Origin of the sequence: Brenneria roseae subsp. roseae (genome assembly GCF_003115845.1) — a bacterium.
In the GTDB taxonomy this organism is placed as follows: Bacteria; Pseudomonadota; Gammaproteobacteria; order Enterobacterales; family Enterobacteriaceae; genus Brenneria; species Brenneria roseae.
This window is the reverse complement of sequence record NZ_KZ819024.1, coordinates 334,504-357,647: the sequence shown is the minus strand read 5'-3', so window position 1 is coordinate 357,647 and position 23,144 is coordinate 334,504. Positions and strand designations below refer to the sequence as shown.

Sequence of the window (23,144 nt, the reverse complement as noted above, 5' to 3'; positions counted from 1 at the left end):
CGAATAAGTACCGCCGGGTGGTTAACGTTTGGCAGGTACATTATTCTTTCCCGGTATTTTATAACGTTATATTTTATAAGACTTACTGCCGAAAAACGCCTGATGCTTTTCGGAAAAGAAAAAGCGTTTACCGTGGATTGGTAAGCATAATTAAAGAATTTCGGTAAAATGAAACACTCCCCTGAATAACGACGTTCTCGGCTGTCGTATCGCTTTTCTGGAAAATGGTTCTATGAGATAAGAAGCACCTTGGCATCCGAATGTATTTGAATGCCAAGGTGCCGGTGTAATGACGTAATAAGTCTTAAGGGTTTAATTTTGATTAAACCGAACGGTATTACTTTTCCGCTGCGATTCGTTCACGGATGTGATTTGCCCGTTCTACGGATGAAGGATGCGAATCAAACATGCTGCTTTGACGTCCTTCATCCAGTTTGGCCAATTTTTCGAAGCTGGTTGCCAGCCCTTCAGGTTCGACGCCACGTTTTTTCAGCAGATCGAATGAATAATCATCGGCTTCGCGTTCCTGTGTCTGTGAGAATTGCGCGTTGACCAGTTTTTCCCCCAGATCGGCAAGCTGTGACTGCGATAAAGAAGCCGCGACACCTCCGGCGGAAGAGATCGCCGTGCGTGCTGCGGTAGCGGCATAGGCCACCTGCATGGCTTTGCGGGTATGGCCCAGCGCAACGTGGCCCATTTCATGGCCCAGCACACCCTCGACTTCATTATCCGTCATCATATCCATCAGACCGCTGTAGACACGGATACAGCCGTTCGCCATCGCCCATGCGTTCACTTCTTTTGTCAGATACACCTTATAGTTGGCCGGCGTGCCGTTAATGTCGTGACCCAATGCATCGGCAATTTTATTCAATCGCTGGGTATAGGGACTGCTGTCGGGAGCAATTTGTGCTTCTTTATCCATCTGCTCACAGGATTGATTGCTGAGCGTTTTTACCTGTTCATCATTCAGCGTGGCGGCCTGGAATGCCTGAGCGCCGGATTGCATCAATGTGCTGGTATTCAGATTCTCACAGCCGCTCAGTAAAGTCGTGATACATATTGCGAGTGCAGAAGTACGAATAATCGAAGTGCGAATTGTCATAACATCATCTCCCTACGATGATTGGTGATACGTCAACATTAATCATTAGTGGAATATATGCCGTTTAAAAAATCAGCGTAAACGTAGCTGAAAATCGTGAAGATAAATAGATAAAAATTCTGATTTGTATCCCTTTGCATGCCTGCGGTTAAGCATAGTCCGCGAGGCGTTGATTCCTTATGGCATGCGCTGAAAAAGCGTGGTGAATCGGTGAATCATTAAATCCTCTTTTTTGCTCACTGTTCCATGTGCATTCACCCTGATTTTAATGTACATTTGTACTCATCTCATTGTTAAGTTTTTTTATTAATCTTTTGATTTATATACCATAATGTCTGGCAAGACATCTGTTCAATCCGATCTGGAGTAAAGCATGTCCTCTCGTAAAGAACTTGCGAATGCTATCCGTGCGCTGAGCATGGATGGCGTGCAAAAAGCCAAATCCGGTCATCCGGGCGCACCGATGGGTATGGCGGATATCGCTGAAGTGCTGTGGCGCGATTACCTCAACCATAATCCGACCAACCCGAACTGGGCCAATCGCGACCGTTTCGTCCTGTCCAACGGTCACGCCTCCATGCTGATTTACAGCCTGCTGCACCTGACGGGTTACGACCTGCCGATTGAAGAACTGAAAAACTTCCGCCAACTGCATTCCAAAACCCCTGGGCACCCGGAGTACGGCTATACCGCCGGCGTCGAAACCACCACCGGACCGCTGGGGCAGGGGATTGCCAACGCGGTCGGGATGGCGATTGCCGAGCGCACGCTGGCGGCGCAGTTCAACCGCCCGGGCCACGAGATTGTCAATCACCACACCTACACGTTCCTGGGTGACGGTTGCATGATGGAAGGGATTTCCCACGAAGTCTGCTCGCTGGCCGGCACCATGAAGCTCGGCAAACTGACCGCGTTTTATGATGACAACGGCATCTCCATTGACGGCCATGTGGAGGGCTGGTTTACCGATGACACCGCGGCGCGTTTTGAAGCCTACGGCTGGCACGTGGTGCGCGGCGTGGACGGTCACGATGCGGACGCCATCAGTCGCGCCATCGCCGAAGCGCAGCAGGTGACGGACAAACCGTCGCTGCTGATGTGCAAAACCGTGATTGGTTTTGGTTCGCCGAACAAGGCGGGCACGCACGACGCTCACGGTGCGCCGCTGGGAGACGCCGAAGTGGCCGCGTCCCGCGAGCAACTGGGCTGGACCTATCCGGCGTTTGAAATTCCGGCGGAAATTTATGCCGCCTGGGATGCCAAAGCGGCGGGTCAGCGTAAAGAATCTGCCTGGGATGAGGCGTTTGCCGCCTACTCCAGCGCCTATCCGGAACTGGCTGCCGAGTTCAAACGCCGTACCGCGGGCGACCTGCCGGCCAACTGGCAGGCGGAAGCACAGAAATTCATTGAACAGTTGCAGGCCAATCCGGCGAAAATTGCCAGCCGCAAAGCCTCGCAGAATGCGCTGGAAGCCTATGGCAAACTGCTGCCGGAATTCCTGGGCGGCTCGGCGGATCTGGCCCCCAGCAACCTGACCATCTGGTCCGGCTCGACGTCGCTGGATAAGGACGCAGGGGGGAATTACATCCACTACGGCGTACGCGAATTCGGCATGACCGCCATCGCCAACGGGATTGCCCTGCACGGCGGTTTCCTGCCGTACACCGCGACCTTCCTGATGTTTGTGGAATACGCCCGTAACGCTGTGCGCATGGCGGCGCTGATGAAAATCCGCAGCATTTACGTCTATACCCATGACTCCATCGGTCTGGGCGAAGACGGCCCGACGCACCAGCCGGTCGAGCAGTTGGCCAGCCTGCGGGTGACGCCGAACATGAGCGCCTGGCGTCCGGCGGACCAGGTCGAGACGGCGGTGGCGTGGAAATATGCCATTGAACGTCAGGACGGCCCGACGGCGCTAATCCTGTCCCGTCAGAATCTGGCGCAGCAGGCGCGCACGGCTCAGCAGTTGGCGGACGTGGCGAAAGGCGCGTATGTGCTGAAAGACAGCGGCGGCCAGCCGGATGTCATCCTGATTGCGACCGGTTCGGAAGTCGAACTGGCGGTCGGGGCGTATGACAAACTGACGGCGGCAGGGCATCAGGTTCGCGTCGTTTCGATGCCGTCCACCGATGCGTTCGACAAACAGGATGCGGCCTATCGTGAAGCGGTGCTGCCGAAAGCCGTGAGCGCCCGCGTGGCGATTGAGGCGGGTATCGCGGATTACTGGTACAAGTACGTGGGCCTGAACGGCGCGATTGTCGGGATGACGAGCTTCGGCGAGTCGGCGCCGGCGGAGCTGCTGTTTGAGGAATTCGGCTTCACCGTGGATAACGTGGTTGCAAAAGCGCAGGCGTTACTGAAGTAACGGTGTTTCGCCGCTTTACAGCATCACGTCCTGAAACCGCCAGCATTCCCTGGCGGTTTTTTTATTGGTTCGTTCTGTCGTTTCCGGCATTTTTTTTATGACGCAGGTCACTCTTCTGACGCGTGCCGGGCGAGAATATTTCTTTTATACCTTAATTCGTTTATGCTAGCTGAAGCGTTTCAGTTGTGATGCCGATTACATTTTCATCCAGGATTTCTGTCATTATTTTCATTGGAAAGAACGGTGGAAAAGCCGAGCTGGCAAGCTCAGTCGTGGCTCGATTTCGCTTTGATTTTAAAGGGAATGTGTTTGGTTTACTCTGATATTGCGTTTTTTTGAGCGGGCATTTGAGAAATGGTTTGCTCCTTGCAACGCGCTGACTATACCCGGGGAATGGGGGCGGCTGGCAACAACGCTGCAACTTCATGTAAGAAGGGTATATTCTATGAGGATGACATGATCACCACGACACAGGGAACTCCATGACAATCCGTATTGCGATAAACGGCTTTGGCCGTATTGGTCGCAGTGTTTTACGTGCGCTGTATGAATCGGGCCGCCGGGCGGAAATTAGTGTGGTAGCCATTAATGAACTGGCGAGTGCGGAAGGTATTGCCCACCTGCTCAAATACGATTCAAGCCATGGCCGTTTCCCCTGGGATATTCGTCAGGAGTGCGATCAGCTATATGTCGGCGATGATTGCATCCGTCTGTTGCATCAGGCCGGAATCGAACAGTTACCCTGGCGTGAGCTGGGTGTCGATATCGTACTGGATTGCAGCGGCGTATACGGCAGTCGTGCCGACGGTGAAGCGCATTTGGCGGCGGGGGCGAAGAAAGTGTTGTTTTCGCATCCGGGAACCGCGGAGTTGGATGCGACGATTGTGTTTGGCGTCAATCATCAACAATTAAAAGCCGAACATCGCATTGTTTCCAATGCTTCCTGCACAACGAATTGCATTATTCCTATAATTAAGCTGCTGGATGATGCATTCGGCATTGAAAATGGAACGGTAACGACGATCCATTCATCAATGAACGATCAGCCGGTGATCGATGCGTACCATCACGATCTGCGACGTACCCGTGCGGCCAGTCAGTCCATCATTCCGGTGGATACTAAACTGTCGGCAGGGATAACCCGAATTTTTCCGCAATTTCTCGATCGTTTCGAAGCGATATCGGTGCGAGTTCCCACGATTAACGTAACGGCGATCGATTTAAGCGTCAGCGTGAAAAAAGCAGTAAATGTGAATGAAATTAACGCACTATTGCAAAAATCAGCGCATGAGGCATTTCGTGGTATAGTTGACTATACCGAATTGCCGTTAGTTTCGGCGGATTTTAACCATGATCCACACAGTGCTATTGTTGATGGCACGCAGACTCGGGTCAGTGGTCAGCATCTGATTAAAACACTGGTTTGGTGCGATAACGAATGGGGCTTTGCCAACCGGATGTTGGATACAACACGGGCAATGGCGGCCTGCGGTTTCTAGTACGACGGTATTGGTCAGGGATCAATGCCTCGCTCAAGCAACTTTAAAAGAGAATCAACAAGAGGATTCACCATGTCTGTAATTAAGATGACCGATCTGGATCTGGCTGGCAAACGCGTATTGATCCGTTCGGATCTGAACGTGCCGGTAAAAGAAGGTAAAGTGACGTCTGATGCGCGTATCCGCGCTTCTCTGCCGACCATCGAACTGGCCCTCAAACAAGGGGCGCGTGTGATGGTGACTTCCCACCTGGGACGTCCGACCGAAGGAGAATACAACGAAGAATTTTCTCTGCTGCCAGTAGTTAACTATCTGAAAGAAAAACTCTCTTCTCCGGTACGTCTGGCCAAGGATTACCTGGACGGCGTCGATGTCGCGGAAGGTGAACTTGTCGTCCTGGAAAATGTTCGCTTTAACAAAGGCGAGAAGAAAGACGACGAAGCGCTATCCAAAAAATATGCCGCGCTGTGTGATGTGTATGTCATGGATGCATTTGGCACGGCTCACCGCGCTCAGGCGTCTACCCACGGCGTAGGCAAGTTTGCTCCTATCGCTTGTGCGGGTCCGCTGTTGTCTGATGAGCTGGAAGCCTTGGGCAAAGCGCTGGGCAACCCTGCTCGTCCGATGGTTGCTATCGTCGGTGGATCCAAAGTTTCAACCAAACTGACCGTATTGGATTCCCTGTCTAAAATCGCTGACCAACTGATCGTTGGCGGCGGTATTGCCAATACCTTCGTTGCTGCTCAAGGCCACAACGTGGGTAAATCGCTGTATGAGGCAGATCTGATCCCTGAAGCGAAGAAACTGCTGGAAACCTGTGATATTCCGGTTCCGAGCGATGTTCGCGTTGCGTCTGAATTCTCTGAAACTGCTCCCGCGACGCTGAAGTCTGTCACGGCAATCAAAGATGAAGAGCAGATTCTGGATCTGGGCGATGTTTCCGCAGAACGTTTGGCTGAAATTCTGAAAAACGCGAAAACCATTCTGTGGAATGGTCCGGTCGGCGTATTCGAATTCCCGAACTTCCGCAAAGGTACTGAGATTGTTGCCAGAGCCATTGCGGAAAGCGACGCCTTCTCTATTGCTGGCGGTGGTGACACACTGGCGGCGATCGATCTGTTCGGCATTGCTGACCAAATCTCCTATATTTCTACCGGTGGCGGTGCTTTCCTGGAGTTCGTTGAAGGGAAAAAACTGCCTGCGGTGGTTATGCTGGAAGAACGTGCCAAGCAGTAATGTTTTAAGCGGAGCGTAATGGCTATTACTCCGCTTCGGCCCTCCGGCATAACACGCCGGAGTAGCCTGTCGATTTAAATATCGATTTCTTTAACCCTCCACGGCCAACGAAACAGGACACGTAACATGTCTAAAATTTTTGATTTCGTAAAACCTGGTGTCATCACTGGTGATGACGTTCAGAAAGTTTTCGCAGTAGCAAAAGAAAACAAATTCGCCCTGCCAGCAGTAAACTGCGTCGGTACTGACTCAGTCAATGCGGTTCTGGAAGCCGCCGCCAAAGTGCGTGCGCCGGTTATCGTTCAGTTCTCCAACGGCGGTGCGGCATTTATCGCCGGTAAAGGTCTGAAAGCGGAAGGCCAGCAGGCAGCGATTTTAGGCGCGATTTCTGGTGCTCACCACGTTCATCAAATGGCAGAACACTACGGCGTACCGGTTATTCTGCATACTGACCACTGCGCTAAAAAACTGCTGCCGTGGCTGGACGGTCTGTTGGATGCCGGTGAAAAACATTTCGCAGCAACGGGCAAGCCGCTGTTTTCTTCACACATGATCGATCTGTCTGAAGAGTCACTGGAAGAAAATATCGAAATTTGCAGCAAGTATCTGGCTCGCATGGCGAAGCTGGACATGACGCTGGAAATCGAACTGGGCTGTACCGGTGGTGAAGAAGATGGCGTGGACAACAGCCATCTGGACAACTCCGCGCTGTATACTCAGCCGGAAGACGTGGCTTACGCTTATGAAAAATTAAGTGCTATCAGCCCGCGCATCACTATCGCCGCCTCCTTCGGTAATGTGCACGGCGTTTACAAGCCGGGCAACGTGCAGCTGACGCCGAAAATCCTGCGTAACTCTCAGGACTATGTGTCAGAGAAATACAATCTGCCGCACAACAGCCTGGATTTCGTATTCCACGGCGGTTCCGGTTCTTCTGCTGAAGAAATTGCAGAAGCCGTTGGCTACGGTGTTGTTAAAATGAATATCGATACCGATACCCAATGGGCGACCTGGGAAGGTATTCTGCACTACTACCAGAAGAACGAAGGCTATCTGCAAGCCCAACTGGGTAACCCGGAAGGCGCTGATAAGCCGAACAAAAAATACTACGATCCGCGTGCCTGGTTACGTGCGGCACAAGCCACTATGGTGGTTCGTTTAGAAAAAGCCTTTAAAGAACTGAACGCGGTTGACGTTCTTTAACTAAGATTCTTAAGGGTTATCGCTAAGGCTCCCACGGGAGCCTTAATTTTATCTGGATTTCGCCGTAGATTGCGGTTTTGGTGTGAAAGTTATGCTCTCTCTGAGAGCAAAAAACAGGAGTAGTTGAATGGAAGAGTTGAATGTTGGTGTAGAGCAGGCGACAGGCTGGCTGGTTAACCATCAGGATATCTTGTTGCAGTATACCGTTAATATCGTTGCCGCATTAGTGATCCTGGTGGTCGGTATGGTTGTCGCCCGTATGGTGTCGGGGACGCTGAATAAAGTGATGGTGAGCCGTTCCATTGACTCAACCGTCGCGGATTTCCTCTGCGCGCTGGTGCGTTATGGCATTATCGCTTTTACGCTAATTGCCGTGTTGAGCCGGGTCGGCGTGCAGACGGCATCGGTGATTGCCGTTCTGGGTGCGGCGGGTTTGGCGGTTGGTCTGGCGTTGCAAGGCTCTTTGGCCAACTTTGCCGCCGGTGTGTTGCTGGTGATCTTTCGTCCTTTCCGCACCGGCGAGTGGGTGGATCTGGGTGGCGTGGCCGGGTCGGTGACGCAGGTTCAGATCTTCTCCACCACGCTGCGTACGGCTGACGGTAAAATCATCGTCGTACCGAATGGCAAAATCATTGCCGGAAATATCATCAACAGCTCACGTGAGCCGGATCGCCGTACTGAGATTATCGTCGGCGTGGCTTATGATGCGGATATTGATGTGGTGAAAACGCTGCTGGGCGATATCATCGCCGCAGATACCCGTATTCAGCACGATAAGGGCGTAACCATTCGTCTGAATGAAATGGCGGCATCCTCCCTGAACTTTGTGGTGTGGGTGTGGACGACCAATGGCAACGCGCAGGCGGTGTACTGGGATCTGCTGGAAAGCTTTAAGCGGGTACTGGATGAACACCGGATCGGGATCCCTTATCCGCAGCTGGACGTACACCTGCACAATGTGCCGCAGGCGGCAAAACAGCCGGAATAGCATAGATAGAAGGGGCCGGCCCGGGCCCCTTCATTATCATCTCATCATTGCCCGTAGTAGGCATTCTTGCCGTGTTTGCGAAGGTAGTGCTTATCCAGCAATTCCTGCTGCATATGGTTAAGGTTCGGCGTAAGCTGGCGCGAAAAAATTCCCATATAAGCGATCTCTTCCAGCACCACGGCATTGTGAACCGCGTTGTGCGCGTCTTTACCCCAGGCGAACGGCCCATGCGCGTTGACCAGCACCGCGGGAATATCCTGCGAGCTGATATTGCGCTGCCGAAAAGTTTCGATAATCACATGACCGGTTTCAAGTTCATAGTCATGCTCGATTTCTTCTGGCGTCATGAGTCGGGTACACGGGATCGAACCGTAGAAATAATCCGCATGGGTGGTGCCCCAGGCGGGAAGATCCAGCCCGGCTTGCGCCCAGATGGTCGCGTGGCGTGAATGCGTATGCACGATGCCGCCGACATCGCTGAATTCGCGATACAGCGCCAGATGGGTCGCGGTATCGGATGACGGTTTCTTGCTGCCTTCGATGGTTTGGCCGGAGGTCAAATCCACGACGACCATATCGTCCGCATGCATATGGTCGTATTCAACGCCCGAAGGTTTGATTACCATTACGCCACGCTCGCGATCCACGGCGCTGACATTACCCCAGGTAAAGGTCACCAGTTTATGGCGCGGCAGATCGAGGTTGGCCTCCAGGACGTGTTGTTTAAGCTGTGGCAACGTTAGCATGTCATTCCCCCTTGCTGCATTTTCTGTTCAATCCAACGGCGCGCCTGAACGATTTCGGCAACCGGTTCATCAGCCTTTTCGGTCCACATCTCAATCAGAAAGGCACCACGGTAATTCAGGTTTTTTAACGTGCGGAAAACGGAAACGAAATCCACGCAGCCTTCGCCGAACGGAACATCTCGGAACTGGCCTGGTGAAGATGCCGTGACCGGAAAGGTATCTTTCAGATGGATGGCCGCGATGCGATCGATGCCAATATTCAACTCGTGCGGAACGTCATTGCCCCAGGCGCTGAGATTGCCGACGTCCGGGTAAACCGTAAACCACGGCGAGGCCAGACAGGCATCCCAGGACTTCCATTTGCTGATGGAATTCATAAATGCGGTATCCATGATCTCGACCGCCAGCATCACCTGTGCGGCCGCGGCACGTTCTACCGCCCATTGCATCCCTTCGGTAAATCGGACAAGGGTTCCCTCATCCTGCGGTTCGTAATAAACGTCATAACCGGCAAGTTGGATGGTGCGGATGCCGACGTCTTTTGCGAGTTGAATTGCCTGCTCCATGATGTCGAAAGCGCGCTGGCGCAAGGTTTCGTCATGGCTGCCGAAAGGAAAGCGCCGATGGCCGGACAGGCACATGGACGGAATTCGGATACCGGTTTCCAGCATTGCGCTGACCAACGATAGCCGTTGCGCTTTACTCCATTGCAGGCGTTCGAGACGTTCGTCGCTCTCATCCACCGACATTTCGACAAAGTCAAAGCCGCATGCCTTTGCCAGCGCCAGCCGCTCAGGCCAGGTCAGATTTTTGGGCAGGGCTTTTTCATAAATTCCTAATGGGTGCTGGCGCATGTTAATTTCCCCAGATCGCGGCAATGGCGGTGTGAAACTGACGTGCGGCGCTTACGGGATCGGGCGCTTCCGCCAGCGCGCGCCCGGCAATAAAAGCAGTAACGGCAATGTCTTTGAACAGCGGTAAATCGGCTGGCGTAATACCGCCGGTGATGGAGAGTTCGATACCGAGATCGGACAACGCTTTCATGGTGTCGAGATCCTGCTGGCCCCAGGTTTGTCCACTGGCCTGCGCATCACGTCCCCGGTGATAAATGGCCTGCTTGATCCCCAGATTGTGCCACGCTTTGGCATCTTCCAGCGTCCAGCGTCCGAACAGCTCGATCTGGATTTCTCCCTGATAGCGTTCGGCGATCTCCAGTGCGCTGGCCATGGTTGGCAAGGGTGCGGCGCAGATAACGGTCATCCAGTTGGCTCCGTGAGAAAACGCTTGTTCCGCCAGCGTGCCGCCGGCATCGGCCACTTTCAGATCTGCAACCAGCAGGTGTGACGGGCAGCGTTCTCGCAGCGTATGTACCGCCTGAATACCGGCGCTGATGCACAGGATGGTGCCGGCTTCGATGATATCTACGTGTGGGTGAAGCAGTGCCACCGTCTGTAGCGCGGCATCCAGCCGGGTATGGTCGAGCGCCAGTTGCAGGCGCGGTTTTATGTTCATAACGTCTCCTTACCGGCTGGTTTGCAGCGTGTTTAGCGCCGAAACCAGTGCCTGATAATGCTGATGCTTGGTGTGATAAGCCGCTCGGGCCTGTTCATCGGGTAAAACCCTTTCAATGCGCGGAGCCAGATCGCGCTGGGCGTGGGTAAAGTCATGAAATACGCCGCTGCCGACCATCGCTGCCATGGCGGCGCCCAGACAGCCGGTTTCCTCGATTTGCGGCAGCTCGACGGGCAAGCCGCTGATATCGGCAAACATCTGCATCCACGGGGCGGATTTGGCCGGGCCGCCCGTCACCCGCAGCGCGTTGACCTGCGGGAAACGTTGCAGCATGCGATACAGATGGGTCATGTGGCAGAACACCACCCCTTCATAAATCGCCTGAACCAGATGCTCGCGCTGGTGGAAAGCCTGCATGCCATAGAAACTGGCGCTGAGGCCCAATCCCGCATTGGAGCCATAGAGGAAAGGAGCAAACAGCAGGGTGCTGCCGGCCTTGGGCAGCGCGGCAACCCATTGATTAAGCTGGGCGTAGTCATTCAGCCCCCACTGGCGGCAAAACCATTCCAGGTTGGCCGCAGAAGTGGGGCTGGCTTCATGGATGATGTATTTACCGGCCTCGGCATGTCGGCCATAGACAAACGGGTGCGCATAGCCGTCCTGAATGGTATCGGTAATACCGCTGGTCACCGACCAGGTGCCCATTACCGCATTCAGCCGGGTTTCATCCTGCAATCCGGCGCACAGTGCGGTGGAAACCACGTCGAACAGGCCGCCGACAACCGGCGTACCCGGTAATAATCCGGTGGCGTCTGCCGCGGGAGCGCTTACCCGTCCGGCGATATCGGCAGAGCCGACGAGGGGGGGCAATGCCCCGAATATTTCACCAATCTCCAACTGTTCTGCCAGCGCCGGGTCATAACGGCCCGACGCCATCTGATACAGGTTGGATTCAGAAATATTGGTTTCTTCGCAGGCCAGCTCTCCGGTCAGGCAATAGCGCAGGTAGTCGTGGGCCATTAATACGCTGCCTGTCCGCTGATAGCGTTCCGGCTGGTGCAGTTTTATCCAGCGCAGCAGCGATACCGGATGGCCCGTCCACAGCGTTTGACGGGTTTGTGGATAGAGCGCCTGTGGCATTCCTGCCTGCTGCCAGCTTTGCACCAACGCCAATGCACGCTGATCGGAAGACAGTATGGCGTGACCCAGCGGTAGTCCCTGTTTATCCAACAGAAACAATCCTTTTCCCTGAGCGGAAATGCCCACGGCGACGATAGCGGAGGCGCTGACGCCCGTGATGCCAAGTAGATCGCGGATGACGCTGGCAGCGGTTTGCCATAGCGCAGGCATATCACGTTCCGCCCATCCCGGCTGCGGTGCGATAATGTCGAGATTTTTTCGGGCGATACCCAACTCCGCACCAGTGCGGTCATACAGGCCGGCTTTGATGAAGGTGCCGCCGCAGTCCAGTCCCAGCCAATATTCCATCATGCTGTCTCCGCGAGTTGGTTGCTGTGCGGCGGTGGCAGCATGGAGAGAATGGCGGCGAGCGCCACAATGGCAGAAACAGAGGCTGTATTCATATCGCTATACCTTTCAATAAGCTATGCCCTTCGTCTTCACGTTCCGGGGGCCGCGGTTTCCCTGTTGGTCTTTTTGCGGCGCGTAGAAGCCCCCGCACATGCCCGAGGACATGTGTTGCTGTTGGTTGACACAGCGGGATTGATGGATTATTGGACGTTAAATAGTGTCATCGGTATTTTCACCACCACTTTACGGATCGCGCAGGGCTGCTGGTCGATGCAGGCCGGGCGATGCACATCCTGAGGGAAAAACACGGCGAAATTGCCTGGCCGCATGGTCAGCCAGGATTCGTCGTCAACATCCTGATAAAAAAGGATATCGCGCTGTTCAAGCAAGTCTTCCTGAATAACGTTGTTACCGTTATCCGCCGCCACGCCAATGCATTCAGTTCCGCTAATCAAAAATTGCACGTCAATGTTTTTACGATGTACTTCAGGGTGCAGGTCGTTTTTGGGCTGGGTGTGCAAGTCCAGCACCTGTACTACATAACCGGTTTCCTCATCGATATGGCGTCCAGTCGGCATGGCGGTGAAGTCGGTGCGTTGCAGATACGCGATAGCGCGAGCGATCGGTTCGGGATGCTGTGCGGAAAACGTATTGTCGATATGACCGAAAATCATGAACTTCTCCTTAGCCAGGACATCTGGATGTATCAAAGCGCCTGAATTTTTGCCCATACCCGCTCATCGACCGGGATACCATCGCGCATGTTTTCAGCATGGATGCGTGGGAATTTGTGACCCGGCAGCCTGATGGCGACATCCGGGTTGGCGCGTTCCGCACTGGTGACATAATCCATAATGCGTTGCAGCTTTTCGTCACGGGTTTTCCCGTCAATCACCCGTTCAATATCAATCGCAATGAAAACTTGTGAAATACCGTATTCATCGCGGTTATCTTCGGTAACGTCCGCAACAGAAGCGCCGCCGGAAAGCAGTGTGGCGATCATATCCAGCACGATTGAGAGCGCGGAACCTTTCCAGTAGCCCATCGGCAGGATGCGGCGGTTCTTTTCGATAATCGCGGGATCGCGCGTCAGGTTGCCATCGTTGTCGAAACCTCCGTCTACCGGCAGCGATTTACCTGCCAGCCGGTTTATTTCCAGCGCGCCATAGGAGAACATCGACATCGACATATCCACCATGGTGATTGGATTGCCCGGAACGGCGACGATCAAGGGGTTAGTGCCGATACGGCATTCTTTGGAGCCCCACGGCGGCATAACGGCTATCGAGTTGGTCCAGCAAATACCGATATAGCCTTTTTCCGCGGCCTGCCAGCCGTAGCCGCCGCCACGCATCCAGTGGTTGGCATTACGCAGTGCAACCAGTCCGATGCCATGATCGTCAGCCAGCGCCATGGCGCGATCCATCATTTTGCGCGCCGTGAGATTACCGATGCCCTGATGCGCATCCCACTGTTCGATAGCGCCGAGTGAAAGCAATTTGCCTGGTTCCGCATCGGGAATGATATCCCCGGCATCCAGTTGCTGAATAAAACGCGGGAAGCGGTTGACGCCATGTGAGTAGACGCCGCTTGCAGAGGTTTCGGCAAACATTTCGGCGCAGGCTTCAGCGGTGTGCTCCGCGACATTTCGTGCCAGCAACACGCGTTTGAATTCCTGTTTTAGATCGTTGTAGCTCACCCTCATGACGGGTCTCCGTTGTAGCGTGTTAGTGTGCTTTGTGTTCTTTAAATTTCAATATACGGAATTGCGTTTCAAATAAATCCTATACCTGAGCAGAAGTGAAGTCAAAGCACGACCAAATAAAATTATTCTTGTAAAACAAATGATTAAATTAATCTCGTTACTTTGTGACCCATGCCGCATTTTGCCGCGTGGATGCGTTTCGGGCGCAGCAGAACCGGCTACATTGCATAGCCCGTCCTGCGAATCCGCTCTGTCACAAAGTGACGTTTGCTGGCGAGATCGTCATCCGTCTAACCGCAAACGGTATAGCGACGTGGTTGCCGTGATGTACAGTTCATTTCCTGCCGAACCACCCAGCGTGCAGTTGGAAACCCGCTCCGGTACGTTGATTTTGCCGATCCGTTCGCCCTGAGGATTAAAGATGAGTACACCGTCCGCACAGCTGCAAAACAGGTTACCCGCCTTATCCACGCAAAAGCCGTCTGGAAAACCGGGATAAACGGGAGCAAAGTGTTTACCCGTCCCCAGCCGATGTCCTTCGACCGGATAAACCCGAAGTTCACTGCGGCCGAGAGTAGGGAAATCGACAATCGACATATCGGCGACATACATCAGCGTTTCATCGGGTGAAAACGCCAGACCGTTTGGCCTTTGCAGGTCGCTGGCGGCAATCTCCAGCGAGCCTGTTTGCGGATCGAAGCAGTAGAGATAGCAGCCGATCACCTGACTTTCCGATTTATATCCCTCCTCGTCACTCGTGATGCCGTAAGGAGGATCGGTGAACCAGATAGTACCGTCGGATCGCACCACCAGGTCGTTCGGCGAGTTGAAACGTTTGCCATCTATTCTGTCAACCAGCACGGTAATGTCGCCATTGCTTTCGCTACGGCTGATACAGCGCCGTCCGTGTTCGCAGCTCACCAGGCGTCCTTGTGCATCAACCGCATTGCCGTTGGCATAGTGGGAAGGGGAGCGCCACAGGCTCAGCTCCCCATTACGCGACCAGCGGAACATACGATTGCCTTTCACATCGCTGAATATCACGGCATCCTGCTGCGGCAGCCATACCGGACCTTCGGCCCAGATAGCCGGCGAACACAGTTGCTCAAGTTGCTGTGCGCTCATGTCACGTCCTCGCTTACTTCACGCCCCAGATCGCTTTGTAATGATCCTGGTAACCATTCTGAGGGTCGTACAGGTTATTGGCCCCGCCGTCGCTGCCAATGTTCTCGGCGGTGACGAGATGGGCAGGGGTGACATAGCCTGAAGGTGGCTGTTTGGTAAAGGCGCGATTGAATTCATCAAGCAGTTGCCAACCGTGCAGCTTCAGCGGTTCCGGTACGGTTGCTGACTGACTATCGCCGGAACGGATGCGTTGGTAAGCCGAAATGGAACCGTCTCCGGCGGAGATGTTATAAGGGGCGTTTTTGCCGCCTTTCCCTGCGGTTTTCAACGACGGCGCCATAAAGTCAAAATACAGATCGTTGATTGCCAACGAGTATTGGAACGTGTCGCCGTATTTCTGCAACAGGCTGAAGGTCATGGCCGGCATCCGGTTCGCGGTATCCGCCAGCGGCGTATCAATGAATTCCAGCACCTTACAACCACTGCACTTACCGATTTCCTCTTTCATCACATTGGCTTTATCCAGGGCAATTTGGTACAGCGAGTCGGTAAAAATCAGTACGTTGGCCTTACCGCCGGATTTCACCACCGCATACTGTGCGGCGATACGCGCGACATCATTGGAATCAGAGGTGACATTATAGAAAATGTCGTAGCTGGGAATCGGCCCCGGTTCTGGTACGGCATGCCAGGCGGTCAGAACAATGCCTTGCTGAATGGCTTTCTTCAGCGGGATCTTTGCCACGTTTGGATTCCAGCCGCCGATGACGATACCGTCCGGTTTCTGGGCAATCGCCTGATTGAGCGATGCCAGCTGATCCTTCACCGAGCCGCCGCCATCCAGCGTATCCAGCTTCCAGCCCGCCGCTTTCGCCGCTTCACTGAGTCCCTGCTGTACGCCTTGAACACCACCATTTTTCATATCAGAGGCAATGAAAATGATCTTTTTATTCGGTTGTAATTGTGGACCATCGGTCGGGCCATCCCACTGTGTGGCGCTGGTGGTGGCTTTCGCCACGGCAGCGGTCGCCTGTTCAAGATAATCGTCCGCCCACGTTGGCGTACTGACCAGTAACAGTGTGGTGAGTCCCGGTAACATCCAAAAACGTTTCATAGGGTTGTGCTCCTGATTAGGGTATATACCCGTCATACTTCAAGTTGCATGTGCGTTGGCTACGCTCCGTCACCCGAATCACTTACTTGAGTAAGCTCATCGGGATTCCTTCCCTTGCCGCCTTCCTGCAACCCGAATTATTTAGGGTATAGCGTTCTGGTTATTTTTTTCCTGATGGTTATTTTCGGCTTTATTAGCCTGACTGCGTTGTATCGCTTTTTGATTCAGTAACCTGCGGCGCTGGGCATAGCCGGCCAGCGTGATCGACAGCAGTAATGTTGCGCCGTTAAACAGCGGTTCGACCCAGAATTCGCCGCCGAACTGCTGGATACCGGCAATGCCGATCGCGAGGATCGCGATGCCGACCACCGTTCCCCAGACGTTGACCCGGCCCGGACGAATGGTGGTACTGCCAAGGAAAGCGCCGACCAGCGCAGGCAACAGGTAATCCATACCTACGCTTGCCTGTCCGACGCCCTGTTCCGCCGCGATCAGTACGCCGCTGAAACCGGTCAGAACGCTGGAAGCGATAAAGGCGCCGATGGTGAAACGGTTGACGGAAATACCGTTCAGACGCGCGGCTGCGGGGTTGCCGCCGACGGCGTACATACAGCGGCCGAGCGGGGTATGTTCGGTGATGAGCCATAGCACGATGGCAACCAGCAGGATATAAAATGCGACGATGGGAATACCTGCGATTTCAGTGTGATGCAGGGCAATGAAGGCATCAGGCAGGTCGCCGACGATTTGGCGGCCGCCGGAGTGCCATAGCGCCACGGCGTAAAGCACGGTGCCGGAGCCCAGCGTGGCAACAAAACTGTCGATATCTGCCAGCGCCACCAGAATACCGTTAAGCAAGCCATACAAGGCTGAAATGGCCAGTACGGCGAGTACCGCCATCTGCCACGAGAAGCCATATTCAACCTGTAGCGTGATGGCCAGAATATGCCAGAGCACAATCCCGAAACCGACATTAAGATCGATTTTGCCGACAATCATCGGAATGGTTGCCGCCAACGCCAGCAGAGCGATCTTCGCCTTACTGGACAGAATGGCCTGCAACGTCAGCATGGAAGCGAATGACGGTGTTGTCAGAGAAAACAGAATGACTAATGCGATGCAAAGCAACAACAGACCATAGCGGGTGAGAATTTGCATCAGCCATGGGCCGGTTCCATCTTGCGCCAGGCTGACTCTTTGCTCTAGTGCCGTTGATTTTACTGACGTTTTATTAGACATAACTTTCTTTCCTTCCAATAGGCTGCGCTATCTGACACTGTGGCCTGAGTATTAACGGCAACCGTCACGTACGGTGAATACGATTGGGGTAACGCGTCTACGCCCCCAGGCTGTCTGTGTCCGTTCCCTATTGCTGATTAGGCTGTGGTAGCCGTTTCCCCGGTGCTGGCGGAGGCCAGTTCCAATAAATTGGCGAACGAGACCTGCTGATTTTTTAATTCGCCGACAACTTTTCCCCGGTTGAAGACCAAGGCGCGATTACAGATATGGGCTATCTCTTCAAAATCATTGGAGATAACCAATACGGCGACGCCTTCTGCCAGGGATTTATTTAATAGGTGATAGATTTCGGCACGGGCGCCGACATCGACGCCTGCCGTGGGATCTTCAAGGATCAGTAACGGTGCGCCCAGATGCATCCAGCGGGCCATCACGACTTTTTGCTGGTTACCCCCCGATAGGGCGCTGATGTCGATGTTGACGTCCTTTGGCCTGACATCGAATAACTGGACTTTCCACCAGCTGGCGCCGATTTCCTCACGGCGGCTATAGGCGGAAAAAAGCCGATGGCCGCTGGCGCACGGGTTGATAAACAGGTTTTCGCGCACGCTCATCGACATGACCAGACTTTCATTGGTACGGTCGCCAGCAACCAGTGAAACACCGAGGGCCATCGCTTGCTGTGGAGAATCTGCGTGATAGGGCGCATTGCGAAATTGAATCGCTCCGCTATCGCGTTTACGCAAACCGAACAGCAAACGGCCAAGCTCCTCCTGTCCGGCGCCGCGTAATCCGGCCAGCGCCAGCATTTCCCCCGGTTGCAGGGTGAAGCTGACCGGCCCGATATCGCCGACGGTGACATCGCTGACGGTCAGTACGGGAGGCTGTTGTGCCGGCAAAGGCGCACGCTGATCGCCAGGCATGGCTTCACCGACGATCAACTGCACCAGATCGCGCAGCGAGTAGTCGGCGGTATTGCCGCCGGCCACGTAGCGCCCATCGCGCATGATGCAAACCCGGTCGGCGATTTCGATCACTTCATCCAGTCGGTGGGTCACGTAAATCATGCCGACTTTTTTATCCCGCAGGCGATTGATCACGGAAAACAGGTGCCGGACGTCGTTGGCGGGTAATGATGCGGTAGGTTCATCCAGTACCAGCAGTTCGGCGTTGACCGCAACGGCGCGGGCAATGGCCAGCAGTGATTTCTCCGTGCGCGACAGTTCGAATACGCGAGCATCAGGATCCAACTCGATCCCTACATCCTGTAAGGCCTGACTGGCGCGACGGCGGATCGCCCGCCAATCGATCAGGCCGAATCGACGTGGAAATCCCATCACCAGCGCCATGTTTTCCGCGACGGTCATCCATTCGATCAGACCGAGATCCTGATGAATAAAAGCAATAGGCTGGCGGCTGTCACTTTTTATTGCGGCGGCGGAGGCTATGCTGGCGCCCTGAAACCGGATATCGCCGCCGTCGCGTGGATAAACGCCTGCGAGGACCTTGATCAAGGTCGATTTACCCGCACCGTTTTCTCCCAGCAAGGCCAGCACTTCTCCCGGCAGCACCTGCAAGCTGACGTCGTTGACGGCCACGTTGCCACCGAAGCGTTTAACAATATGGCTGAGCGTTAATATGGGTTGCTCATCGTTAATCTGATTCATGTGATGCGCCCTTATGTCCGGCATGCGCGATTGGCGCAATACCCTATTGTAGAAACGTCATGCCAGGGAAACGCCTGTCATGAAATGCGACATCGTGCAGAACGGCGTTTAAATCAACTTTAAATTTCAATATACGAAATCTGATTTCAAAAATAATATGCTGAATGTTGCGCTAAAGCAAAGCCCGGAGCATTTTAAATGCTCATATTAAACAATATGTTATTTATAATTTTATGGATTTGTGACGCACTGCTCACTTCTGAAGTTAGCAAAATGTTGCGTGCTTTAATGCGCCTGTCGACAATGAAACGGCGTTCCACTTCACCTGACGCGGGCCTTGCGGTAACATTCCCAAAACGGGGATGCCGATTATGTCTATGCTGGTAACCACGATGTATTGCCTGGCAGCCTGACACTGGAGAGATTTTGCTATGAGCCTGAAAGCGGTTGATGAGAAAAACAATCAAAAAGAGAAACCCCTGGGCAGCCAGAGTTTGTTTCGTGGTTTGCAGCTTATTGAAATTTTAAGCAACTTCCCCAACGGTTGTCCGTTGGCGCACCTTTCTGAACTGGCGGGAATGAATAAAAGTACCGTACATCGCCTGTTGCAGGGGCTGTATACCAGCGGATATGTCACCCAGGCGCCTTCTCCCGGTAGTTATCGCCTGACGACCAAGTTCATCTCCATCGGCCAGAAAGCGCTCTCTTCACTGAATATCATTCATGTCGCGTCACCTCACCTGGTGCAGTTAAATCTGGAAGTGGGCGAGACGGTCAACTTTTCCAGCCGCGAAGACGATCACGTCATTCTGATCTACAAGCTGGAACCCACCACGGGCATGATGCGCACGCGTGCCTACATCGGCCAGCATATGCCGCTTTATTGCTCGGCGATGGGCAAGATTTTCATGGCGTATGGTAAAAGCGACTATCCGGATCACTACTGGAAAACCCATCAGGATGAAATTCAAACCTTAACGCGCAATACCATCACCGAGTTGCCAAAAATGCATGAAGAACTGGCAGATATCCGGCAGCGTGGCATGGCGATGGATCGTGAAGAAAACGAGTTGGGCGTTTCCTGTATTGCGGCACCGGTTTTTGATATTCAACAGCGCGTACCCTATGCGGTATCCGTGTCGCTGCCGACCGCCAAGCTGCAACAGATCGGCGTCAAGGCCTTGATCAAACCGGTACTGGCGACGGCACAGCGGATTTCTCAGGAATTGGGTTTTGTCATCCATGATTGACCATTAATGTTGCTAATGGATGATTAGAAATATCCATTTCACCTAATAATTTTCTCTTCGTATGATGCTGGCATCTGGACCGGATGGGTTCGTCAGGTCGTCGCAAGCGACGTTGAAAAACGCTGCCGGCGTTTTTTATACGAGGAGCAATAACGATATGTTAGCTGTCTTTCTGCAAGGCTTTGCGCTTGGCGCGGCAATGATTTTGCCTCTGGGGCCACAGAATGCCTTTGTGATGAATCAGGGGATTCGTCGTCAGTATCATTTGATGATCGCACTGCTGTGCGCATTAAGCGATGTGGTGCTGATCTGCGCCGGTATTTTCGGCGGAAGTGCGTTGCTTAGCCAATCTTCGTTACTGATGACGTTAGTGACGTGGGGAGGCGTCGCATTTCTGCTGTGGTATGGCTGGGGCGCGTTGAAGACGGCGTTCAGCCGGGATCTGACGCTCGCTGGCGCGGAGATTATGCAGCAGAGCCGTTGGCGCATTATTGTCACGATGCTGGCGGTGACCTGGCTCAATCCACATGTGTATCTGGATACGTTTGTTGTGCTCGGCAGCGTGGGGAGCCAGTTTAGCGAAGGGGCGCGCGGCTGGTTCGCCATCGGAACCATTACCGCATCGTTTATCTGGTTTTTTGCGCTGGCGCTGCTGGCCGCCTGGCTGGCGCCGTGGCTGAATACGCCTCGTTCACAACGCATTATCAATCTGTTTGTGGGGATAGTGATGTGGGCTATTGCCATACAGTTGGCACGCCATGGCTGGTAATCGATAAACCTGCCCGGCGCCTTTCCCGCCGAGTTTTCCTCCCCCAGTTTCAGAAATTCACCTATATTTTGTTGTGTCGGCAATGCGATATGGTAGCCGGTATAACCTGTTTTCTATCCATGTGGAAAACAGACTGCTGACGACAATGTCGCGATATTGGCGGCGTCTGCACTGCGCTGATAGGCTACCCGGCCTTGGCGATAAGAGATAAATAAAGGAGAAACTGTGAAGCTAAAAGTATTGGCATTAGCTGCGATGATGGGGTTAGGCACGTTACCGCTGGCGACGCAAGCCGCGGAATTGCCGAATGGCCCGCATATCGTAACGTCGGGCACCGCCAGCGTTGACGCAACGCCGGATATGGCCCGTTTGGCCATCGAAGTGAGCGTGTCATCAAAAGATGCCGCCGATGCGAAAAAACAGGTCGATGAACGAGTCGCTCAATATTTTGATTTTCTTGGCAAGAATGGTATCGAGAAAAAAGATATCAATGCTGCCAACTTACGCACACAGCCTGAATATGATTATCTGAAAACCGGTGGTTCCGTTCTGAAAGGGTATCGCGCCGTACGTCAGGTGGAAGTGACGCTGCGTCAGTTGGATAAGCTGAACGAGTTGCTGGATGGGGCGTTGAAAGCGGGGCTGAATGAAATCCGCACCGTTGATTTGGGCGTAGCGAATCCAGAAAACTATCGTGATGAAGCCCGTAAAAAAGCGATAGAACAGGCAACGACGCAGGCCCAGTCTTTGGCGCAAGGGTTTAATGCCAAACTGGGGCCGATCTACAGCATTCGCTACCATGTCGCCAACTATCAACCTGTGCCAATGGCCAGAATGTTTAAAACCGCAGACGCCGCGGTGCAAAGTGAAGCCGCTCAAACCTATGAGCAGCAAACCATTCACTTTGACGATCAGGTTGATGTGGTATTTGAACTACAGCGTAATCCATAGAGCCTGATGAGATAGGCTCATCGACGAGATTTAAGACTGTCTCAGTACCTGATGTCCATGCGCGAGCAGGGCATCAGTGACTTTTCTCATCATCCTGCTTTCCGGGGCGAAACGGTGCCAATAGAGCATGCGGCGTTGAAACAATCCGGGAGTCAGGTCAATCAGTTCGTTACTGGCCAGTTCTTTCTCAATCTGCAGATGCGGGATCATACAGCAGGTGGTTCCCTGACGCGCCAGCTGTACAAACGCTTCGGATGAATTCACGATGTGGCACGGCACGCTGCCCGGCGAGAGATCAAAATTTTGCTGTAGAAAAGCCTGATGCATGTCATCAAGGTGATCGAACGCGACTGCCGGTGCGCGCAACAGCGCCGAACGCGTGACGCCGTTCGGGAAATAGCGGGCTGCAAACGCAGGCGATGCGACAAACAGATAATCCAGCGCGCCCAGTTTATCCACCAGACAACTTGGCAGCGGCTGTGGTTGAATACTCACGGCTCCGACCACTTCACCACGGCGCAGTCTTTCCTGCGTTCGCGTTTCATCCTCCACTTGCAGGTTCAGACGAATGGGGGAATCAACCAAAACGGGTTGCAGCGCGGGCAGAAGCCAGGTGGCAAGGCTGTCGGCATTGACCGCCAACGACAAAAGTAACGGAATGTCATTACTGGTTTCATCACCCAGCCATTCTTCTTCCAACAGTTCAACCTGATGTAACAACGCCAGTAACTTCTGGCCCTGTTCGGTTGGCCGTGGTGGAATCGTCCTGACGAGCAGTGGCTGACCGAACAGGTTTTCCAACTGTTTAATACGCTGTGATACGGCGGATTGAGTAATGCATAATTTCTGTGCGGCGCGTTCAAAACCACGCTCACGTATTACGGCATCCAGAGCCTGAAGCGTTCGATAGTCCGGGCGTTTCATTAAAGTAAGCATTCCTCTGAATGAAGTCTGTTTTTTCACTATGCCACATTTTGCCGCTATACCATGCAGAAATCTTATTTCCTGGTTTTCTGTTTATGAATGCGGCGGCTATCCGTGAAATAATGAACAGCAGACAAATTTGCGCTATTTAGCCAAAGGCATGTTCTATAATACGCACATGTTTTTTGTATTTACGGACCTAAAGCAGACAGA

Annotated in this window: 20 protein-coding genes; 8 read left to right on the top strand and 12 right to left on the bottom strand. The window is 53.5% G+C overall.

Features of this window, described 5'->3' with window-relative positions; genetic code table 11:
* Positions 1-337: 337 nt before the first annotated feature.
* Positions 338-1,105, bottom strand: a complete 768-nt coding sequence (gene loiP / locus DDT52_RS05875) for a metalloprotease LoiP (protein WP_109052375.1) — start codon at positions 1,103-1,105, stop codon at positions 338-340.
* 373 nt (positions 1,106-1,478) lie between these two features.
* Here loiP and tkt point away from each other — a divergent pair, with 373 nt between their 5' ends.
* The 5 genes from tkt (at position 1,479) to mscS (ending at position 8,399) form a co-directional block, all read left to right on the top strand.
* Positions 1,479-3,473: a transketolase gene (gene tkt / locus DDT52_RS05870; protein WP_136155528.1), complete on the top strand. Its 1,995-nt coding sequence runs from the start codon at positions 1,479-1,481 to the stop codon at positions 3,471-3,473.
* A gap of 482 nt (positions 3,474-3,955) precedes the next feature.
* Positions 3,956-4,972 (top strand): erythrose-4-phosphate dehydrogenase, encoded by a 1,017-nt coding sequence (gene epd, locus DDT52_RS05865; RefSeq protein WP_109052377.1) that lies wholly within the window; start codon positions 3,956-3,958, stop codon positions 4,970-4,972.
* Positions 4,973-5,044: 72 nt separating this feature from the next.
* Positions 5,045-6,208, top strand: a complete 1,164-nt coding sequence (gene pgk / locus DDT52_RS05860; RefSeq protein ID WP_109052378.1) for a phosphoglycerate kinase — start codon at positions 5,045-5,047, stop codon at positions 6,206-6,208.
* A gap of 126 nt (positions 6,209-6,334) precedes the next feature.
* Complete coding sequence (gene fbaA / locus DDT52_RS05855) at positions 6,335-7,411, top strand: class II fructose-bisphosphate aldolase (protein WP_136155527.1); 1,077 nt, start codon at positions 6,335-6,337, stop codon at positions 7,409-7,411.
* Positions 7,412-7,538: 127 nt separating this feature from the next.
* Positions 7,539-8,399, top strand: coding sequence for a small-conductance mechanosensitive channel MscS (gene mscS / locus DDT52_RS05850; protein ID WP_136155526.1), 861 nt, complete (start codon positions 7,539-7,541; stop codon positions 8,397-8,399).
* Positions 8,400-8,443: 44 nt separating this feature from the next.
* On the opposite strand, the gene araD is transcribed toward mscS, so the two are convergent.
* From araD to DDT52_RS05800, 10 genes are all read right to left on the bottom strand, one after another.
* Positions 8,444-9,145 carry an L-ribulose-5-phosphate 4-epimerase gene (araD, locus tag DDT52_RS05845; RefSeq protein WP_136155525.1) on the bottom strand — a complete coding sequence of 234 codons (702 nt, stop codon included), beginning with the start codon at positions 9,143-9,145 and terminating at the stop codon, positions 8,444-8,446.
* Complete coding sequence (locus tag DDT52_RS05840; RefSeq protein ID WP_136155524.1) at positions 9,139-9,999, bottom strand: L-ribulose-5-phosphate 3-epimerase; 861 nt, start codon at positions 9,997-9,999, stop codon at positions 9,139-9,141. Before DDT52_RS05840 ends, araD begins: the two co-directional genes overlap by 7 nt.
* A gap of 1 nt (position 10,000) precedes the next feature.
* Complete coding sequence (ulaD, locus tag DDT52_RS05835) at positions 10,001-10,657, bottom strand: 3-keto-L-gulonate-6-phosphate decarboxylase UlaD (RefSeq protein ID WP_136155523.1); 657 nt, start codon at positions 10,655-10,657, stop codon at positions 10,001-10,003.
* A gap of 9 nt (positions 10,658-10,666) precedes the next feature.
* Entirely contained in the window at positions 10,667-12,145 is a 1,479-nt protein-coding gene (locus DDT52_RS05830) for an FGGY-family carbohydrate kinase (protein WP_136155579.1), read from the bottom strand.
* Between the two features lie 242 nt (positions 12,146-12,387).
* Positions 12,388-12,861 (bottom strand): NanQ anomerase/TabA/YiaL family protein, encoded by a 474-nt coding sequence (locus tag DDT52_RS05825; RefSeq protein ID WP_136155522.1) that lies wholly within the window; start codon positions 12,859-12,861, stop codon positions 12,388-12,390.
* Positions 12,862-12,893: 32 nt separating this feature from the next.
* Positions 12,894-13,892, bottom strand: coding sequence for a 3-dehydro-L-gulonate 2-dehydrogenase (gene yiaK, locus DDT52_RS05820; protein ID WP_136155521.1), 999 nt, complete (start codon positions 13,890-13,892; stop codon positions 12,894-12,896).
* Between the two features lie 282 nt (positions 13,893-14,174).
* Positions 14,175-15,017: an SMP-30/gluconolactonase/LRE family protein gene (locus DDT52_RS05815; protein WP_136155520.1), complete on the bottom strand. Its 843-nt coding sequence runs from the start codon at positions 15,015-15,017 to the stop codon at positions 14,175-14,177.
* 13 nt (positions 15,018-15,030) lie between these two features.
* Positions 15,031-16,131 carry an ABC transporter substrate-binding protein gene (locus DDT52_RS05810; RefSeq protein ID WP_136155519.1) on the bottom strand — a complete coding sequence of 367 codons (1,101 nt, stop codon included), beginning with the start codon at positions 16,129-16,131 and terminating at the stop codon, positions 15,031-15,033.
* A gap of 141 nt (positions 16,132-16,272) precedes the next feature.
* Entirely contained in the window at positions 16,273-17,370 is a 1,098-nt protein-coding gene (locus tag DDT52_RS05805; RefSeq protein WP_109052388.1) for an ABC transporter permease, read from the bottom strand.
* 137 nt (positions 17,371-17,507) lie between these two features.
* Positions 17,508-19,037 (bottom strand): sugar ABC transporter ATP-binding protein, encoded by a 1,530-nt coding sequence (locus tag DDT52_RS05800; RefSeq protein WP_136155518.1) that lies wholly within the window; start codon positions 19,035-19,037, stop codon positions 17,508-17,510.
* Between the two features lie 431 nt (positions 19,038-19,468).
* On the opposite strand from DDT52_RS05800, the gene DDT52_RS05795 reads away from it, so the two are divergent.
* The 3 genes from DDT52_RS05795 (at position 19,469) to DDT52_RS05785 (ending at position 22,007) form a co-directional block, all read left to right on the top strand.
* A complete protein-coding gene (locus DDT52_RS05795) occupies positions 19,469-20,287 on the top strand; it encodes an IclR family transcriptional regulator (RefSeq protein ID WP_136155517.1) in 819 nt (272 codons plus the stop codon).
* A 157-nt stretch (positions 20,288-20,444) separates the two neighbouring features.
* Positions 20,445-21,056 (top strand): arginine exporter ArgO, encoded by a 612-nt coding sequence (gene argO, locus DDT52_RS05790; protein ID WP_136155516.1) that lies wholly within the window; start codon positions 20,445-20,447, stop codon positions 21,054-21,056.
* A 225-nt stretch (positions 21,057-21,281) separates the two neighbouring features.
* The gene (locus DDT52_RS05785; protein ID WP_136155515.1) at positions 21,282-22,007 is read left to right on the top strand and encodes an oxidative stress defense protein; all 726 of its coding nucleotides are present in this window, start codon (positions 21,282-21,284) and stop codon (positions 22,005-22,007) included.
* Between the two features lie 30 nt (positions 22,008-22,037).
* Here DDT52_RS05785 and DDT52_RS05780 read toward each other — a convergent pair whose 3' ends face one another.
* The gene (locus DDT52_RS05780; RefSeq protein WP_109052393.1) at positions 22,038-22,931 is read right to left on the bottom strand and encodes a LysR family transcriptional regulator ArgP; all 894 of its coding nucleotides are present in this window, start codon (positions 22,929-22,931) and stop codon (positions 22,038-22,040) included.
* Positions 22,932-23,144 lie beyond the last annotated feature (213 nt).

Coding starts and splice junctions, on each gene's coding strand:
- loiP (WP_109052375.1), bottom strand. CDS start 1,105: ATGACAATTCGCACTTCGATTATTCGTACTTCTGCACTCGCAATATGT.
- tkt (WP_136155528.1), top strand. CDS start 1,479: ATGTCCTCTCGTAAAGAACTTGCGAATGCTATCCGTGCGCTGAGCATG.
- epd (WP_109052377.1), top strand. CDS start 3,956: ATGACAATCCGTATTGCGATAAACGGCTTTGGCCGTATTGGTCGCAGT.
- pgk (WP_109052378.1), top strand. CDS start 5,045: ATGTCTGTAATTAAGATGACCGATCTGGATCTGGCTGGCAAACGCGTA.
- fbaA (WP_136155527.1), top strand. CDS start 6,335: ATGTCTAAAATTTTTGATTTCGTAAAACCTGGTGTCATCACTGGTGAT.
- mscS (WP_136155526.1), top strand. CDS start 7,539: ATGGAAGAGTTGAATGTTGGTGTAGAGCAGGCGACAGGCTGGCTGGTT.
- araD (WP_136155525.1), bottom strand. CDS start 9,145: ATGCTAACGTTGCCACAGCTTAAACAACACGTCCTGGAGGCCAACCTC.
- DDT52_RS05840 (WP_136155524.1), bottom strand. CDS start 9,999: ATGCGCCAGCACCCATTAGGAATTTATGAAAAAGCCCTGCCCAAAAAT.
- ulaD (WP_136155523.1), bottom strand. CDS start 10,657: ATGAACATAAAACCGCGCCTGCAACTGGCGCTCGACCATACCCGGCTG.
- DDT52_RS05830 (WP_136155579.1), bottom strand. CDS start 12,145: ATGGAATATTGGCTGGGACTGGACTGCGGCGGCACCTTCATCAAAGCC.
- DDT52_RS05825 (WP_136155522.1), bottom strand. CDS start 12,861: ATGATTTTCGGTCATATCGACAATACGTTTTCCGCACAGCATCCCGAA.
- yiaK (WP_136155521.1), bottom strand. CDS start 13,892: ATGAGGGTGAGCTACAACGATCTAAAACAGGAATTCAAACGCGTGTTG.
- DDT52_RS05815 (WP_136155520.1), bottom strand. CDS start 15,017: ATGAGCGCACAGCAACTTGAGCAACTGTGTTCGCCGGCTATCTGGGCC.
- DDT52_RS05810 (WP_136155519.1), bottom strand. CDS start 16,131: ATGAAACGTTTTTGGATGTTACCGGGACTCACCACACTGTTACTGGTC.
- DDT52_RS05805 (WP_109052388.1), bottom strand. CDS start 17,370: ATGTCTAATAAAACGTCAGTAAAATCAACGGCACTAGAGCAAAGAGTC.
- DDT52_RS05800 (WP_136155518.1), bottom strand. CDS start 19,037: ATGAATCAGATTAACGATGAGCAACCCATATTAACGCTCAGCCATATT.
- DDT52_RS05795 (WP_136155517.1), top strand. CDS start 19,469: ATGAGCCTGAAAGCGGTTGATGAGAAAAACAATCAAAAAGAGAAACCC.
- argO (WP_136155516.1), top strand. CDS start 20,445: ATGTTAGCTGTCTTTCTGCAAGGCTTTGCGCTTGGCGCGGCAATGATT.
- DDT52_RS05780 (WP_109052393.1), bottom strand. CDS start 22,931: ATGAAACGCCCGGACTATCGAACGCTTCAGGCTCTGGATGCCGTAATA.